Below are 13,231 nucleotides of genomic sequence, written 5' to 3'. Positions count from 1 at the left end.
CTTCGCAGATTGACAGGCAACGTCGGTACTTCTTGCGGCAACGGTTTTCGACCATAGCTGACCTTCGACTGCGGATGGACTTCTCCCATGGTCAGTTATCCAGTCGCGGCTCGAAGTGGAACGTCAGGTGGCCGGGTTGTGCGTGGGCTGGTCCGCCGGTGCCCGGGAAGGTGATCGGGATCTCGACGTCGCCGCAACGGGCGACCGAGTCGACATCCGGTGGGGGCGTTGACGTGGTGGGTGAGGGCGTCGCGGAAGAGGTGGTCGGCGTCGGTGTAGGGGTGGGCGTCGGTGTGGGGGTGGGCGCATCCGGCAGGTGGCACGGTCCCAGGCGCATGCCGGTGCGAGCTACCGAAGATCGGGTTTCCAGCTGGCCCGACTCCAGGGTGTGCGCGCTTTGCACCGTGACTTCGACCCGGTCGGAATCGGGGAAGTAGCGGTAGGCAATGACACGGGCGTCGTTGCGGGTGGCGAAATCGGCGGCCGCTCCCTGGCCCATTCCGGACAGGCTGCGACCGTTGAGCAGGGCATCGACGATGGCCGCTGGTGCGTCCTTGGCGATCTGTTGAGCACCCGCGAGGGCCGTCGCGTCGGCGGCGGTCTGCAGGCCACTGGCCTGGTCGGTTGCCTTGTCGTACTTCACGTACGCCAGGAACCCGACGCCCAACAGGAGAAGCGCCACGCAAACCACGAGGGCGGTCACGGCCTGGCCGCGTTCCTGGTTGCGCATGAGGGTCCTAGCTCTTGGTTGGTGACGTGCAGGAGCGGGGAGCGACCGCTGGCCGCTCCCCGCACCTGTGCGACGGGATGCACTCACTGTGCGGTGAGGATTTCGTTCACCTTCTCCGTCACGGTGCCCTTGATGTTGGCGGGGTTGATGGCGGTGATGACAGCCACCACCAGCAGCGCGGCCAGGATCACCATGCCGACGTATTCCAGAGCGGAGGCGCCGCGCTCACGGTCGGCGTAACGAGCCTTCAGCACATGCAGCGTGACCATCATGCGGGCGGCGAAGTAGTTCTGCATTTCGATCTCCTTGAACTTGTGGTTGCGGCCGGGAGCCCTTGTCCTGCTTCACCTTCGGGCTCCGGGAGCCCCCTTGGCGACACCACCGAAGTTACGGATCGAGCGGAGCCCGTCGCAGGGTCCCAGGACCCACCGACGGGCCCAAGTTCGCTGCCGGTTTCCCCAGGCCGACCCACGCGGCGATCGCTTCCGCGCGGGAGGAGACGCACAGCGAGGCGAAGATCTGGTTGATGTGGTTCTTCACCGTTTTCTCGGCGACGAACAAGGTCCGCGCGATATCGGAGTTCGACCGACCCTCGGCGACCAGGTCCATCACCTCGACCTGCCGTGGACTCAGTGAATGCCCGCCGTCACGCAGCCCGGATGGCGCCTCGACCTGGGCCGTGGTGCGCAGCGCGGCCAGAGCGGGGCCCGAGAACGCACCCACGCCCGCAGCTGCTCCCCGGATCATGTGGGACAAGGCGGAGGCGTCGAAGGTGCCGTGCACGAGATACCCGACCGCCCCCGCGCTCAGCGCCTGGCTGATCACGCTCGGGTCGTCGGTGAAGGTCAGCATGAGGACGGCGCTGCTGCCAGCCAGTTCGGCCACGACCGACAGGCCGTCCCGCCGTGGCATCCGGACGTCGAGTAGCACGACGTCCGGTCGGGTGGCCGCCGCCATCCGGATGGCCTCGTCGCCGTTGCTGGCCTCACCGACCACCGCAAGGTCCGGCTCGGTCCCGATGAGTGCGCGAAGACCCGTCCGCACCACGGGGCTGTCGTCGACGATCAACACGCCGAGGCTGCCCTGCTCCGTCGTCATACCTCCAGCAACCCCCTCGAGTGGACGGTGCAGGTCAGGGTCGTGCCCTCACCCGGTGCGCTGTCCCACAGGACCCGCCCACCGATGCGGGCCATTCGCTCGTGGAGGCCCTTGATACCCACGTGTCCAGCGCTCGCGGCGCGGTCCACTTGGACCGGGTCGGCTCCGCGGCCGTTGTCCGCGACGACCAGCAGGCAGTCCTGGCCCTCGATGGCGAGTTTGACGCTGGCTTCGGCAGTGCTTCCCGCGTGTTTGTGCACGTTGTCCAATGCCTCCTGCAGGATGACCAACAGCTCGTAGCGGATCGCCTCGTCGTGGGCGTCCACCTCAGGTGCAATCTCGATGTGCGCAGTCCGCCCGGTTCGCAGCTGCCAGGTCGTGATCACGTCAAGGGCGGCCTCACCCAACGGTTGCTCAGAGGTGCGCGAGCGCAGGTTGCCCATGATCTGCCGGATTTCGTGGACGGCAGTCCCTGCCATGTCCTGCACATCGGAGGCAATGTCGACAGCGCGCCCGGGGTCTCGTTCCAGATAGACCGGCAAGGCGCTGGCGGACATGACGATGCCCTGGACCGTCTTGGCGACGGAGTCGTGCAATTGCCGCGCCACGCTTGCGCGCTCCTCGGATGCGGCGGCGGTGGCGATGGCATCGCGCAGCGTGCGTTCGTTGCGGTCCTGTTGGTCCAGCGCTCGTTTCAGCGTGAACGCGAGGTACCACAGCATCAGGTAGACGAACGGGACGACCACGATGGTCATGGCGTGGTCGTTACCGGTGAGGCCGCGGCCGTAGATCCCGATCGCGTAGATGCTGGTCAGGGTGGCGATGACGATCAGCCCGGAGACGAGGTCGACCCACAGACCCAGCAGCACGGCCGTGGTCAGAACGGCGAGCACGAACGGGCTGATCGGACCGCCGAGGGCCGTTGCCGAAGCAATGAGCAGGACATCGACCAAGGCGATCGACGGGTGTCGGGTGACCGCGACCAGCAGGTCGGGACGGGTCAACCCGAGGTAGCTGGTGAGACCGGCGATCACGCAACAGGCGAGCGCCGAGACGTCCAGCGGGTGGCCGAACGAGGCCATCAGTGCGGCGACGATGGCGATCAGGCGAATGACGAACGCTGACTGGGTGACTTTGAGGGCGACCCGGTTGATCGTCGGCGCTGCACTAGGCACCCCCGAACAACCCCTTGAGTTGGTCGCCGCCGACGGCGAAATACAGGCCGACCAGGAAGATCACCAGGATGCCCGGCACCATGACCATCGTCACCACCAACGTGACCCGCGGCTCCACCCGAGCTGCCTTCTGCCGCAGCCGCTGGGCGTGCGCCTTGCGCATGTCGTCGGCGATGTGGGTCAAGGTGTCCACGAGGGGCGCGCCGAGTTCCTCGGCTTGCAGGTAGGCCGTGACGAAGTCCTCGACGGCCTCGGAGTTGGCGCGTGCCCGCAACCCGACGAACGCGGAGCGCACGGTCGCTCCGTTGTCGATCTGGCGCAGGGTGAGCTGGATCTCCTCACCGAGCGGGCCGCCGAACCGGTCGGCGACCGTGGCGAGGGCAGCGCGGAATCCGATGCCGGCCGTCACCGTCACGGCCAGCACGTCGAGGAAGTCGGGCAGATCAGCGTCGATGCGTTCACGGCGCTTGCGGGCCAGCCCCGACAGGCGGGCGAGCGGCAGGATGGTCACGGCCAGCACGCACAGGACGAGGAAGGGCAGGTTGCCCTTGAGCAGGAAGATGACGAATGCCGGGCTCAGGATGATGGACCACTGCGCGGTCTTGGCCAGCATCGAGTCGACGTCGAGGCAGTCTGGGCGTCCCGCTGTGTCGACCTGGCGCTGTAGCCACCGCAGCGCGCTGTCCGGAAGGAGCCGCCGCAACAGCGGCACGAAGCGGTAGGAGAGCGAAGCCAGCGCGCTCTGGCCTTTGGAGCGTTGCTGTTCGGCGCCGCGCAACAGGGCGATCTCTTCGGCGCCGAGGTCCAGTGCGGGATCTGAGCGCAACATCCGGTAGCCGCGGGCAAAGGTCAGGACGGCGATCATGGCCACCAGCCCCGGCACGGCCCCGACGGCCCAGTTCACGATTCGATCCTGGTCATCCGGCGAATCACCAGGTAGCCGCCACCGAACAGCAACCCAGCGACGATGAGCGCGACCTGGCCGAGCAGGGAGGTCGTCATCTTCTGGACGGTCCCCGGCTCGATGGAGTTCAGCAGGAGCAGTGATCCCGCGCCGAGCACGATGACCATGTAGGAGGTGGCGACCGACTGCGCCAGCGTCGTACGCACCTCACGCCGGGTCTCCTTGCGCTGTTCCAACGTGTCGGCGATGTTGCGCAAGGCGGTCACCAGGGAGCCGCCGCTTCGCGAGGCGACGACCAGAGTGGAGATCAGGACGTTCGCTTCGCGGGAGCCCACCCGTGCACGCAGGCCCTCGAGCGCAGTTGGCAGCGGGGCTCCGAATTTCAATCGTGTTGCGACACGGGACAATTCGGTGCGAGCAGGCTCGGACAGTTCGTCGCCGGCGATACCGATTGCCGTGGGCAGCGAGAGGCCGGCGTAGCTGGCGTTCGCGAGCACCCGCGCGAGATCTGGTAGTTGGGCGACGAAGGCCTCACGGCGTCGTGCTTGGCCCCGGCGCAGGTACCAGCGGACGCCGAAGACACCGACGACGAGACCGAAGACGGCAAGGGCCGGAGCCAGGAAGTCCCAGACCACCCACGTGGCCACCAGCGCGACCAGGACACCGGACAACAGGATGACGATCGGCTTCCGATCGATGCCGGCGAGGTCGAGTTCACTCTCCAGCCAGCGGCCGAGCCGGGTCTGCCGCAGTCTGCGGTCCGCGTCGTCGATCAGCCCCGCCGCGTGGTCTGCGCTCGTCACCGCCTCGGCGCTGATCACTGCCCGCCGGCGATCCGACAGGTGCAGGCCGAACTCACGGATGCCGAGGCAGAACAGCACGATGGCAGCCAGGGACCCCAGCAGGATCAGCAGAATGCTCACGGCGTCGACCACCGGGGGTCGGCGCCGCCGGCGATGAACCGGCGCCGCAGCTGCTCCGGCAGCGCAGTGGCGGCGAACCGGCCGGGGGAGTGTCCGTCGGCGGGCTGCCAGGTCATCAGTTCGATCAGTTCGAACGGTTCCTGGCGGCGGCTGGCCACGAAGGAAACGTTGGTCACGCGGCGGGCGCCGTCCGGGGCGCGCGTCAACTGGACGATCACGTCGATGGCCGAGTTCACCTGGTCGCGCAACGCGTGGAAGGGCACTTCGACGTCGCTCATCGACGCCAGGGTCTCCAGCCGGGACAGGGCATCGTCGGGGGAGTTGGCGTGCACCGTTGTGAGCGAACCCTCGTGGCCGGTGTTCATCGCCTGGAGCATGTCGAGCGCTTCTCCGCCGCGGCATTCGCCGACGATGATCCGATCGGGACGCATGCGCAGGGAGTTGCGCACGAGGTCACGCACCGACACCGCCCCGCGGCCCTCCACGTTCGCGGGCCGGGTCTCCAGACGGATGGTGTGCGGTTGGTTCAGGCTCAGTTCGGCAGCGTCCTCGATGGTGATGATGCGCTCGCGGGGGTCGATGAACGTCGACAGCGCGTTGAGCAGGGTGGTTTTGCCGGAGCCGGTGCCGCCGGAAACCACGACGTTCAGGCGGGTTTCGACGCAGGTCTGCAGCAGGAGCGCGGTGCGTTGATCGAGGGTGCCCATCTCGATCAGGCGGCTGAGCGGCAGCGACACGGGGAACAGCCGGATGGTGACGGTCGGGCCGTTGAGCGCCAGCGGTGGCAGGACGACGTTGACGCGAGCACCGCGCGGCAGGCGGGTGTCAGCGGGCAGCCGGGCGTCCGCCATCGGGCTCGACTCGTCCACGCGGCGGTTGACCGTCGACACGATGCGGTCGATCGTCTGCAGCAACTGTTCCTCGCTGCTGAAGGGTGCCGGCCATCGCTCCAGGCGGCCGTTGCGCTCGACGAAGATCGTTTCGTGCCCGTTGATCATGATCTCGCTGATGGAGGGGTCGGCCAGGATCGGTTCGAGGACACCGAGACCGACCGCCTCGTCGACAACCCGGCGGATCAGTTGGTTTCGTTCGCTGGCGCTGAGGATCACCCCCTCGCGCGAGACGAGGTGAGCGATCACCCGCTCCAGGCGAGCGCGACGTTGACCGGCATCCAGTTTGCTCAGCGCGTTGAGGTCGACTTCTTCCAGGAGGAGAGCCCTGAATCGGCCTACCAGAGAGTCGTCTTCGCGGGTCGCGCCGACCGGTAGAGCACCGGCGAAGGAGGCGTAGTTGCGTTTCATTTGATGTCCGGCATTTCGACGGTTCGGGAGACCGACCCCAGGTCGATCAGAATCAGGCTGGGGATGTGCACCTGCACGGTGTAGCGCTGGGCGTCGCCCGTCGCGCCACCGGTGATGGACTCGGCGGACAGGTTGCCGGGCAGCGCTCCTCGGGCCGCTTGCGCGGGGTCCTTGCCCAGGGTCGCGGCCCGGGCGGCGTCCCGGGCGGCCCAGCCGGCGGACAGGGTTGTCCATCCGACGATCCCGAATTGGAGGGCGACCAGGGCAGCCAACAGCAGGATCGGGATCAGGCCCGCCAACTCCACGGCCGCCGTACCCCGCTCTGGGTGGCGGGCGGACCTGCTCACGGTTCGGCCACCACCGAGCGACTTGTCGTCAACGTGGTGGGTAGGCCCACCACGTTGCCGAAGCCCATCGGGATGTTCACGGTCACGGAGATGGAGCCTTTGGTGGGTGTCGCCACCGCCAGGCCAGAGGCAAACGGGCCCGGGAGGGCATCGACGGCGGCAGATCGGGCGGATGAGGTCTGGTGGCTCACCGCGTACGCCCGTGCCGCCGCAGTGGTGGCGTGGCCGGCCCAGATGAACGTGATGCCAGTGACCGCCAACTGCCAGGCGACGGCGGCGAGCACGAGCACGAACGGGATCAGGGCAGCGTTCTCCAATGAGACGCCACCGGCCTCGCGTTTGCGGCGTCGGGTGCGCGGCACGGCTGTCGCGGGCGGGATCGCCGACGGTCGCTCCAGGCCCACCTCGCGGCGCAACTCCGACAACAGTCGCCACCAGGCGACCTCGGTGATGGCGCGCGGATTGCGTTCGTTCTGAGCGACTTCCAGCAGTCGGGTCGACATCGGGATCCTGGTCTCGGTCACGCGTGCGGTGGTCAGCCGCGGGACAGCGGAGGCGGGGAAGATGCTCTGCTTGTCCACCTTGTTGACCAGCACCCGCATCGTCGACTCGTCGCCGACCGACAGGGCCGTCCAGGCCATCATCCGGCGGCGCATCGCGCGCACCGACATCACGTCCGCGGTGGTGACGACCAGCACTTCGTCGGCGACTTCGACGCTGGCCGCTTGGCTGGGCGAGACGTGCCCGCCGCCGTCGATGATGACCACATCGAATTCACGGCGCAGGATTTCCACGATCGCTTGCAGCGCTTCCGGGGTGACGAAGTCGGCTTCGCGGACGTCTGCGGGTGCGAGCAGCACATGGATGCCGGTTTCGTGCAGGATCACCGCGTCCAGCACCGTCTGGGTGCCCAGGTCTTCTGCGACCTTCGCGACGTCGGCGATCGACACCGATTGCCGGACATCGAGTACGGCGCCGATGTCGCCCTTCTCGACGTCGACATCCACCAGGCACACCTTCGCGTCCGGGTGCTTCAGGACATGGTCTTGCGCCAGATGCGTCGCGATGGTGGTCGTGCCGACGCCGCCCTTGGCTCCGACGACGCTCAGGACGGTTCCGCGTTGGCGACCGGATGCCTCGGCCCCGGTCTGGAACTTGCGGATGTGGGAGACCCATTCCTGGGCCAGTTCCAGCCGACTGGAGACGTCCGGGAAGGAGAACGGGTAGGCGATCACGCCGCGGGCGCCGGCCTCCATGGCCTTGACGACGGTGGCCGGTGTGCGCGTGTCGGACACCTCCAGGACGGCGACGTCCGGGCGTTGCGCGGTGATGTCCCGGATGATCTCCGTGATCGGCTCGGGGCCGATTTCGCTGTAGGCGATGACGATGTCCGGGCGCATCCGGCGGCTGAGGTCGATCAGTTCCTGGGTCGTGGTCGCCACGGCCTTGATCGACACGTCGTCGATCTCCTGCAGGATTCCGGTGAGGTCGGCGACCAGGTTCTGGTCGCCGAGACCGATGACGACGTCGCTCATTTGGTGGCCTCCGGGACTGCTTTGCCACCCAACTGGCTGGCGTCGTACTCGCTGATGTCGTCCTTGCGGTCGGTGCCGACGTCGCTCGGCAGGCCGATCAGCCGGACCTCCTGGGCGAAGTTGGCCGCGTAGGTGACCGCCATGGCGTCCTTGGGCAGCAACGCCAGCGTCACGGGGATCACCTGGCTCTGGTTCGTGCCGTTGGTGGTCTGGTTGGTCACCGTCTGCTGACCGGCGATGGAGATCACCCGCACGTCTCGGGTGAGGACCTTGACGGATTTCGGTAAGCCGGGCACATCGCCGTACACCGCGTAGATGTCCACCCGGTCCCCGGGCCGGACCCGACCGGCGATCCCGGTGACGGGGTCGACGTCGATCGCGACCTCCCGCTCGTCGCGGTTGAGGCTGGAGCTGGGGATGAGCATGTCCGAGCTGATCGTGGTGCCGGAGTTGACCCGGAAACCGATCCGCCGACCCTGCAGCTGGGACAACGTCAGCACGGACGATTGCGCTGCCCAGCGGGCCGGTACCTCGACGGGTTGCAGGTTGCTGGCACTCAACGGGGTGTATGCCTCGATGGCCTGAGTGGCCCGGTAAACGGTGACTTTCGCACCGACCTGGCTGTTCACGGACGCCACGTAGCTGGTCACCACGAAGAACGTGGCCAGGGCCACGATGGCTGAGATCACGATGAGGATCAGACCTCGCCGTTGGCGGGGATTCACGCTGCGCGCTCCTGACCGACGATGACGACATGACAGAACTGGCAGACCGATCCGTCGCAACCCTGCTGGCAGATCGGGCACCCGGCGGGTGCCGGTGCGAGGACCGGCGCTGGAGGTAGAGCCACGAATTCGGCACCGGCGCTGCCGTAGGCGTTCTTGGTGCTGATCGGGGCCGCGACACGGGTGACGTCCGATCGACCGATCGCCTGGGCAACCGGATTCGGGTCGGCCGCGGCGACCAGCACGGTGGCTTCGGTGGGGGTGCGCACCGCCGCGGTCGTGACCCGCGGGTCGGCACCGAAGACAACCAGGAACCCGCCGGCGGTTGGCAGCATCGACCGTAGGTGGTGCCACAAACCCGGTGCGGGATCGCTGAGGTTGTTCACCCGGCGCAGCCAGACTCCCGACACGATGCGGTCGAGTTGTGCGTCCACCAAGCGCAACGCAGCGGCGGGATCCGCGGTGATTCGCGTCGCCTGCCGACCGACTGCGGCAAGGCCAAGGACACTGGCCGAGGCCTCGCGCAGCGCGAATCGGGTGGCCGGGTGGGCGCCCGCGGCGACGGTGATCGCCAGACGAGCCGCGGTGCCTTCACGCGACGCAGTGAGGACCAGGACGGTCGATGCCGGGTGGGCGGTCAGGTGCTGGGCCAGCTCGTCCGGACCCGACGGAAGGATCCAGACATCGCTGTCTGCTTCCGGCCACGGCGTTGCGCTCGCATCGGCGGCGGCGCTCAGCACGACTAGCATCACGTTCACGGAACTCGCCCTCACACAGTCATCCATCGGCTATCGATCCATCCCTCGGCGCACGACTCTATGGGCGTTTACGAGCGAGGATCAGGGTGAGATTGTCGGGAGTTTCCGCAACTCGGGACGGAGAGGAAATCGTGGTCAGACGACGACCATCGGGTCGGCGATACACCGACTCGTCGCGTCGGCACCGTGCTGGTGTCATCGCGTCGGCCATCGTCGCGGTCATCGCCTGTGGCTTGCTCGGCGTCGGTGCGGTTGCCTGGTCGATGCCCCAACTCGAACCGGTGAAAGTCCTCGCGGGTCAGCCGGCTGATCTCGGAAGGAGTCCCTGGTTCGACTCTGGCACAACGGTTTTCGCGGATATCGATCCGGCCGTGAAGACCCGGGCTGCGGACTGGGGATGCCGGCTGACGGACGGTGATTCAAGCGCACGGGTGCTCGAGTCCACACCGGACCCGGACGTCATCGGAACCCGCGTGATCGACGACCAGAGCCTGACGCCCGTCGTGACCGTCGGCCCGACGGGAGACGGATCGAGCATAACGTGCTCCGGCGGACGAGCTGAGACCGGCGTCACGATGTGGGCCCTGCCGACCGATGCCGGCCTGCCGCGGGTTGCCCTCTCGCTGGTCATCGCGGGCATCGCATTGCTGGGCGCTGCGGCGTTGATGCTTCCGGCGGCGCGCGGGCTCACCAGGTTCGGTCGATGAGCGTGCCGCCCGGTCAGATCCGGCGCATCGCGCGGATGTTCCGCTGGTACATCCTGGCCGGCGCTGCCGTGGTCGTGGTCTGTGCGATCGGGTTCTGGGTGTTGCTGCTGACCAGCGGGCGCACCTTCCATGGCACCGGGGCAACGGGGTCCGCCGTGACGATCGTGGGCTCCGCATCGGGACCGGCGCGGCTGCAGATCTACACCGACCGGCCGGCGACCACCGAGTGCACCCCCAACCAGCCAGGCGTCTACTTCTACCCGGCGGACTTGCTGGCCGGGGTGGGCCAGGCCAGCACCAGCCTGCAGCACGACGGCCGATCCTGGTACTACGCGGGGTATCTGACCGACGGCTGGCGCGCCGGGCAGACCGTCACCTGCCCGGCCTCGGACGGGCAGCAGGTATTGCTCAGCGTCGATGGTGCAGCCACCTGGCGTCCGTACGCTCTGGGTCTGACCGGCGGCAGCATCATCCTGATGCTCGGCGCCGCGGTGTTCGTGGCGCTGGGTCGAGACGCACGCTGACTCCAGGCTGCTTCAGATCAAGGCCGAACCCACTACTGCCCGTGAGGTTTTCGGGGGTCAGGACTGAACCGTGAAGGTGCGCATGATGCGCTCGATGCCGGCGGCGCCGAACTCAGCTGCGGGCGCCTTGCCGACCACGTTCAGGATCAGGTCAGGAGAGACCTGGGCGAAGAGTTGCTCGATGCGGTACGGATCCGACGTGCCCTGCGGTGTCTCGGTCCACGTGACCAGCACCGCGGACGTGGTGCCTGGCCACTTCACCGTAGACCGCGTGACGTCTTTGGCTTGACCAGTCGACACCTTGGTCGTCGCCAGCACCTCGGACTGGGCGAGCGCGTCGGAAGCGGGTTGGTTGTCGACGACGACCGCGACGCCGACGGGCAGCGACGGGTCGCGTCCCTGCTCGCGGGCAGCGACCCCGGGGGTGCCGCCCTTGGCGGTGGCCGGGACCTCGTTGTCGGTCCACGCTGCCGGAACCCGCAACGTGAAGCCCTTTCCCGTGAGGGTGCGGTAATTCAGCGGCGGCGTGGCCACGGGCGTGTACGTCGCGGGGGCCGAATCGGAGGGGCGCAGGCTGTTGGCGGTCTGCGAGGTCGAACCCGGTGAGGAACTCGAGCAGGCCGCGAGCGAGCAGGCCACGAGCACGGTCACTGCGGCGGTGACCAGAGAGCTGTTCATCGGAGCAACTCTCGCACGTCGGCCGGAATCGGCGGACCTTCGTGCCGGCGGCCCTGCAGCCAGACAACGGCGGAGGCGACGCCAACCCACGTGACCAGATCGACCAGGGCTGTGGCCGGTCCGGCCGAGGGGAGCACGGCCCGGCCCGCGAGCGCCTGCCCGGTCCAGCTCAACGGATTCAGCAGATAGCCCGCCGTTGCCGCACTGAGCCAGAAACCCCACCCGTAGTCCTGCCAGCGCCGGGCGCAGAACGCCACGATGCTGACCAGGGCGAACAGTTCCAGGATCGTCCGGACGGCGATACCCATGCCGATTTCGCCTTGGAGCGACGCAAACGTGATCCCCACGATGCCGAGCACGGTCGAGGTCACCGCCAGTGCGAGCGTGAGCGAGAGCCATCGAACGATGCGCGCGACGGTTTCGTTCATGGGCTCGATCGTGGCAAACCATCCGGGTTCGCGCCCGGGCCCGCAGGCCCCGCGGATCCGGGTCCGCGGGCCCATGCCGAACGGGCGGATCTGCAGCACAGTGAAATCCGGAAGGGAGCGCCATGACCAACAAGACCTCCGGGCGGGCACCCCGTCGCGAACGGGGCGCGCTCAGCCTGGAGTCGGCCGGGCTGATCTTCCTGGCTGCGCTGCTGGTCGGGGCGATCACGGTGGCCATCACCCACAGCAACGTCGGGGGTCGGGTCGCCGATCTGGTGTGCACGGTGCTCACCGGCGGTCAGGGGTCCTGCTCGGCGGGCGAGGGCAGTTCCGCGCCGGATGCGCACGTGCCGACCGAGCCGTGCACTGCCGCAGCCGAAGGTTATGAAGTCTCCGGCGAGGTCGCCGCCGGCGTGAGTGCCGGTGGCAACAAGAAGGTGTCGATCGAACGACTGAGCAACGGCCAGTACGCCGTCAACGTCACCTCCGGAGGCACCGTGGGGGTGGCCGGCGGGGTCGGCTGGGACGCCAGCGTGAACGTCAACGGGTCCGGCTACGGCTGGGACATCGGCGCGGACGCCAACGCCCGACTCCAGGGCGGTGTCACCCAGACCTACCTGGTCAACAGCAAGTCCCAGGCCGAAGACATCCGCAACTGGAGCATCTACCAAGACAGCAGGGATGCGCTGCTCAACAGCACCGGGACGGGGTGGGCCTCGCACATCCCCGGAGTCACCTGGGCCTCGGACACCGTGGCCGAATGGGCGGGTCTCAAGCAGCCGCCCACGCCCGACTCGACCATGGTGTACGGCGGTGCCAGCGCTGACGCGTCGGCTCACGACACGCTCGGCGTCGGTCAGCTGTCGGCCAGTGGGTCGGTCGATGCCGTGCTCGGCGTACGCACCAATTCCGACGGCTCGTACGTGATCGTCGGACGCGCGTCAGCCGGTGCCACAGCGGCGGCCTCAGCCGCGTGGAAGAGTGCCTCCTTCGATCCGAATGCGACTGCGCTCATTGAGGGTTCGTACGACAAGAACCACAATCTCACCAGCGTGAAGTTCACGGGAACCACCGGTCTCGGGAAGGAGGACAGCACCATCAATTCGTGGACGCTGCCGGTCAAGTCCGAGGCGGATCGTCAGGCGGCGAACGACGTCCTCTACAACGTCAACCCCGCCACCTGGTCCGGATTCTTCAACAGCGCGCAGGACCACGGTCAGGTCACCCGACTCACCTACCACGACGACGGCACCGACATCGAGGCCAAGGTCGGTGGCAAGTTCATGGCCGACGTCGGAATCAGCGGCAACCTGAAACTGCCGCACTCCAAGGTGACCGGCGCGCAGTACTGGGACGGTCAGAACTTCGTGACCTGGGCCGCCTGCCAGTAAGTCGCCA

At 67.7% G+C, this 13,231-nt stretch carries 16 protein-coding genes; 3 read left to right on the top strand and 13 right to left on the bottom strand.

Going from position 1 to position 13,231, the window contains the following annotated elements; genetic code table 11:
* Positions 1-91: 91 nt before the first annotated feature.
* From DR843_RS20335 to DR843_RS12710, 11 genes are all read right to left on the bottom strand, one after another.
* Positions 92-730: a pilus assembly protein TadG-related protein gene (locus tag DR843_RS20335; RefSeq protein ID WP_109686365.1), complete on the bottom strand. Its 639-nt coding sequence runs from the start codon at positions 728-730 to the stop codon at positions 92-94.
* An 83-nt stretch (positions 731-813) separates the two neighbouring features.
* A complete protein-coding gene (locus DR843_RS12755) occupies positions 814-1,026 on the bottom strand; it encodes a hypothetical protein (RefSeq protein ID WP_109686363.1) in 213 nt (70 codons plus the stop codon).
* A 91-nt stretch (positions 1,027-1,117) separates the two neighbouring features.
* The gene (locus DR843_RS12750) at positions 1,118-1,828 is read right to left on the bottom strand and encodes a response regulator (protein ID WP_109686361.1); all 711 of its coding nucleotides are present in this window, start codon (positions 1,826-1,828) and stop codon (positions 1,118-1,120) included.
* A complete protein-coding gene (locus DR843_RS12745) occupies positions 1,825-3,003 on the bottom strand; it encodes a sensor histidine kinase (RefSeq protein WP_109686359.1) in 1,179 nt (392 codons plus the stop codon). The genes DR843_RS12750 and DR843_RS12745 overlap by 4 nt, the downstream gene beginning before the upstream one ends.
* Positions 2,996-3,907, bottom strand: coding sequence for a type II secretion system F family protein (locus DR843_RS12740; RefSeq protein ID WP_211310242.1), 912 nt, complete (start codon positions 3,905-3,907; stop codon positions 2,996-2,998). The genes DR843_RS12745 and DR843_RS12740 overlap by 8 nt, the downstream gene beginning before the upstream one ends.
* Positions 3,904-4,830 (bottom strand): type II secretion system F family protein, encoded by a 927-nt coding sequence (locus DR843_RS12735; RefSeq protein ID WP_109688933.1) that lies wholly within the window; start codon positions 4,828-4,830, stop codon positions 3,904-3,906. Before DR843_RS12735 ends, DR843_RS12740 begins: the two co-directional genes overlap by 4 nt.
* Positions 4,827-6,131, bottom strand: coding sequence for a TadA family conjugal transfer-associated ATPase (locus tag DR843_RS12730; RefSeq protein ID WP_109686356.1), 1,305 nt, complete (start codon positions 6,129-6,131; stop codon positions 4,827-4,829). Before DR843_RS12730 ends, DR843_RS12735 begins: the two co-directional genes overlap by 4 nt.
* Complete coding sequence (locus DR843_RS20115) at positions 6,128-6,478, bottom strand: TadE/TadG family type IV pilus assembly protein (protein ID WP_170119863.1); 351 nt, start codon at positions 6,476-6,478, stop codon at positions 6,128-6,130. Before DR843_RS20115 ends, DR843_RS12730 begins: the two co-directional genes overlap by 4 nt.
* Complete coding sequence (locus tag DR843_RS12720; RefSeq protein WP_109686354.1) at positions 6,475-8,013, bottom strand: CpaE/TadZ family protein; 1,539 nt, start codon at positions 8,011-8,013, stop codon at positions 6,475-6,477. The genes DR843_RS20115 and DR843_RS12720 overlap by 4 nt, the downstream gene beginning before the upstream one ends.
* Positions 8,010-8,738: a Flp pilus assembly protein CpaB gene (cpaB, locus tag DR843_RS12715; protein ID WP_109686352.1), complete on the bottom strand. Its 729-nt coding sequence runs from the start codon at positions 8,736-8,738 to the stop codon at positions 8,010-8,012. The genes DR843_RS12720 and cpaB overlap by 4 nt, the downstream gene beginning before the upstream one ends.
* A complete protein-coding gene (locus tag DR843_RS12710; RefSeq protein WP_146202574.1) occupies positions 8,735-9,496 on the bottom strand; it encodes a hypothetical protein in 762 nt (253 codons plus the stop codon). The genes cpaB and DR843_RS12710 overlap by 4 nt, the downstream gene beginning before the upstream one ends.
* A gap of 131 nt (positions 9,497-9,627) precedes the next feature.
* Here DR843_RS12710 and DR843_RS12705 point away from each other — a divergent pair, with 131 nt between their 5' ends.
* Together DR843_RS12705 and DR843_RS12700 are read left to right on the top strand one after the other, a co-directional pair.
* Complete coding sequence (locus DR843_RS12705) at positions 9,628-10,203, top strand: hypothetical protein (RefSeq protein WP_109686348.1); 576 nt, start codon at positions 9,628-9,630, stop codon at positions 10,201-10,203.
* Complete coding sequence (locus tag DR843_RS12700) at positions 10,200-10,727, top strand: hypothetical protein (protein ID WP_109686346.1); 528 nt, start codon at positions 10,200-10,202, stop codon at positions 10,725-10,727. Before DR843_RS12705 ends, DR843_RS12700 begins: the two co-directional genes overlap by 4 nt.
* Positions 10,728-10,784: 57 nt before the next feature.
* On the opposite strand, the gene DR843_RS12695 is transcribed toward DR843_RS12700, so the two are convergent.
* Together DR843_RS12695 and DR843_RS12690 are read right to left on the bottom strand one after the other, a co-directional pair.
* The gene (locus DR843_RS12695) at positions 10,785-11,405 is read right to left on the bottom strand and encodes a hypothetical protein (protein ID WP_109686344.1); all 621 of its coding nucleotides are present in this window, start codon (positions 11,403-11,405) and stop codon (positions 10,785-10,787) included.
* A complete protein-coding gene (locus DR843_RS12690; RefSeq protein ID WP_146202573.1) occupies positions 11,402-11,833 on the bottom strand; it encodes a hypothetical protein in 432 nt (143 codons plus the stop codon). The genes DR843_RS12695 and DR843_RS12690 overlap by 4 nt, the downstream gene beginning before the upstream one ends.
* 122 nt (positions 11,834-11,955) lie before the next feature.
* On the opposite strand from DR843_RS12690, the gene DR843_RS12685 reads away from it, so the two are divergent.
* Complete coding sequence (locus DR843_RS12685; RefSeq protein ID WP_109686340.1) at positions 11,956-13,224, top strand: hypothetical protein; 1,269 nt, start codon at positions 11,956-11,958, stop codon at positions 13,222-13,224.
* The last annotated feature ends 7 nt before the right edge of the window (positions 13,225-13,231 follow it).

The organism is Branchiibius hedensis, assembly GCF_900108585.1.
GTDB classification, from domain to species: domain Bacteria; phylum Actinomycetota; class Actinomycetes; order Actinomycetales; family Dermatophilaceae; genus Branchiibius; species Branchiibius hedensis.
This window is presented reverse-complemented; position numbering and strand designations above follow the sequence as displayed.

Bases quoted from the DNA above. Each gene is read 5' to 3' on its own strand.
- DR843_RS12730 (WP_109686356.1), bottom strand. From the start codon at position 6,131: ATGAAACGCAACTACGCCTCCTTCGCCGGTGCTCTACCGGTCGGCGCG.
- DR843_RS12755 (WP_109686363.1), bottom strand. From the start codon at position 1,026: ATGCAGAACTACTTCGCCGCCCGCATGATGGTCACGCTGCATGTGCTG.
- DR843_RS12695 (WP_109686344.1), bottom strand. From the start codon at position 11,405: ATGAACAGCTCTCTGGTCACCGCCGCAGTGACCGTGCTCGTGGCCTGC.
- DR843_RS12750 (WP_109686361.1), bottom strand. From the start codon at position 1,828: ATGACGACGGAGCAGGGCAGCCTCGGCGTGTTGATCGTCGACGACAGC.
- DR843_RS12720 (WP_109686354.1), bottom strand. From the start codon at position 8,013: ATGAGCGACGTCGTCATCGGTCTCGGCGACCAGAACCTGGTCGCCGAC.
- DR843_RS12700 (WP_109686346.1), top strand. From the start codon at position 10,200: ATGAGCGTGCCGCCCGGTCAGATCCGGCGCATCGCGCGGATGTTCCGC.
- DR843_RS12690 (WP_146202573.1), bottom strand. From the start codon at position 11,833: ATGAACGAAACCGTCGCGCGCATCGTTCGATGGCTCTCGCTCACGCTC.
- DR843_RS20335 (WP_109686365.1), bottom strand. From the start codon at position 730: ATGCGCAACCAGGAACGCGGCCAGGCCGTGACCGCCCTCGTGGTTTGC.
- DR843_RS12685 (WP_109686340.1), top strand. From the start codon at position 11,956: ATGACCAACAAGACCTCCGGGCGGGCACCCCGTCGCGAACGGGGCGCG.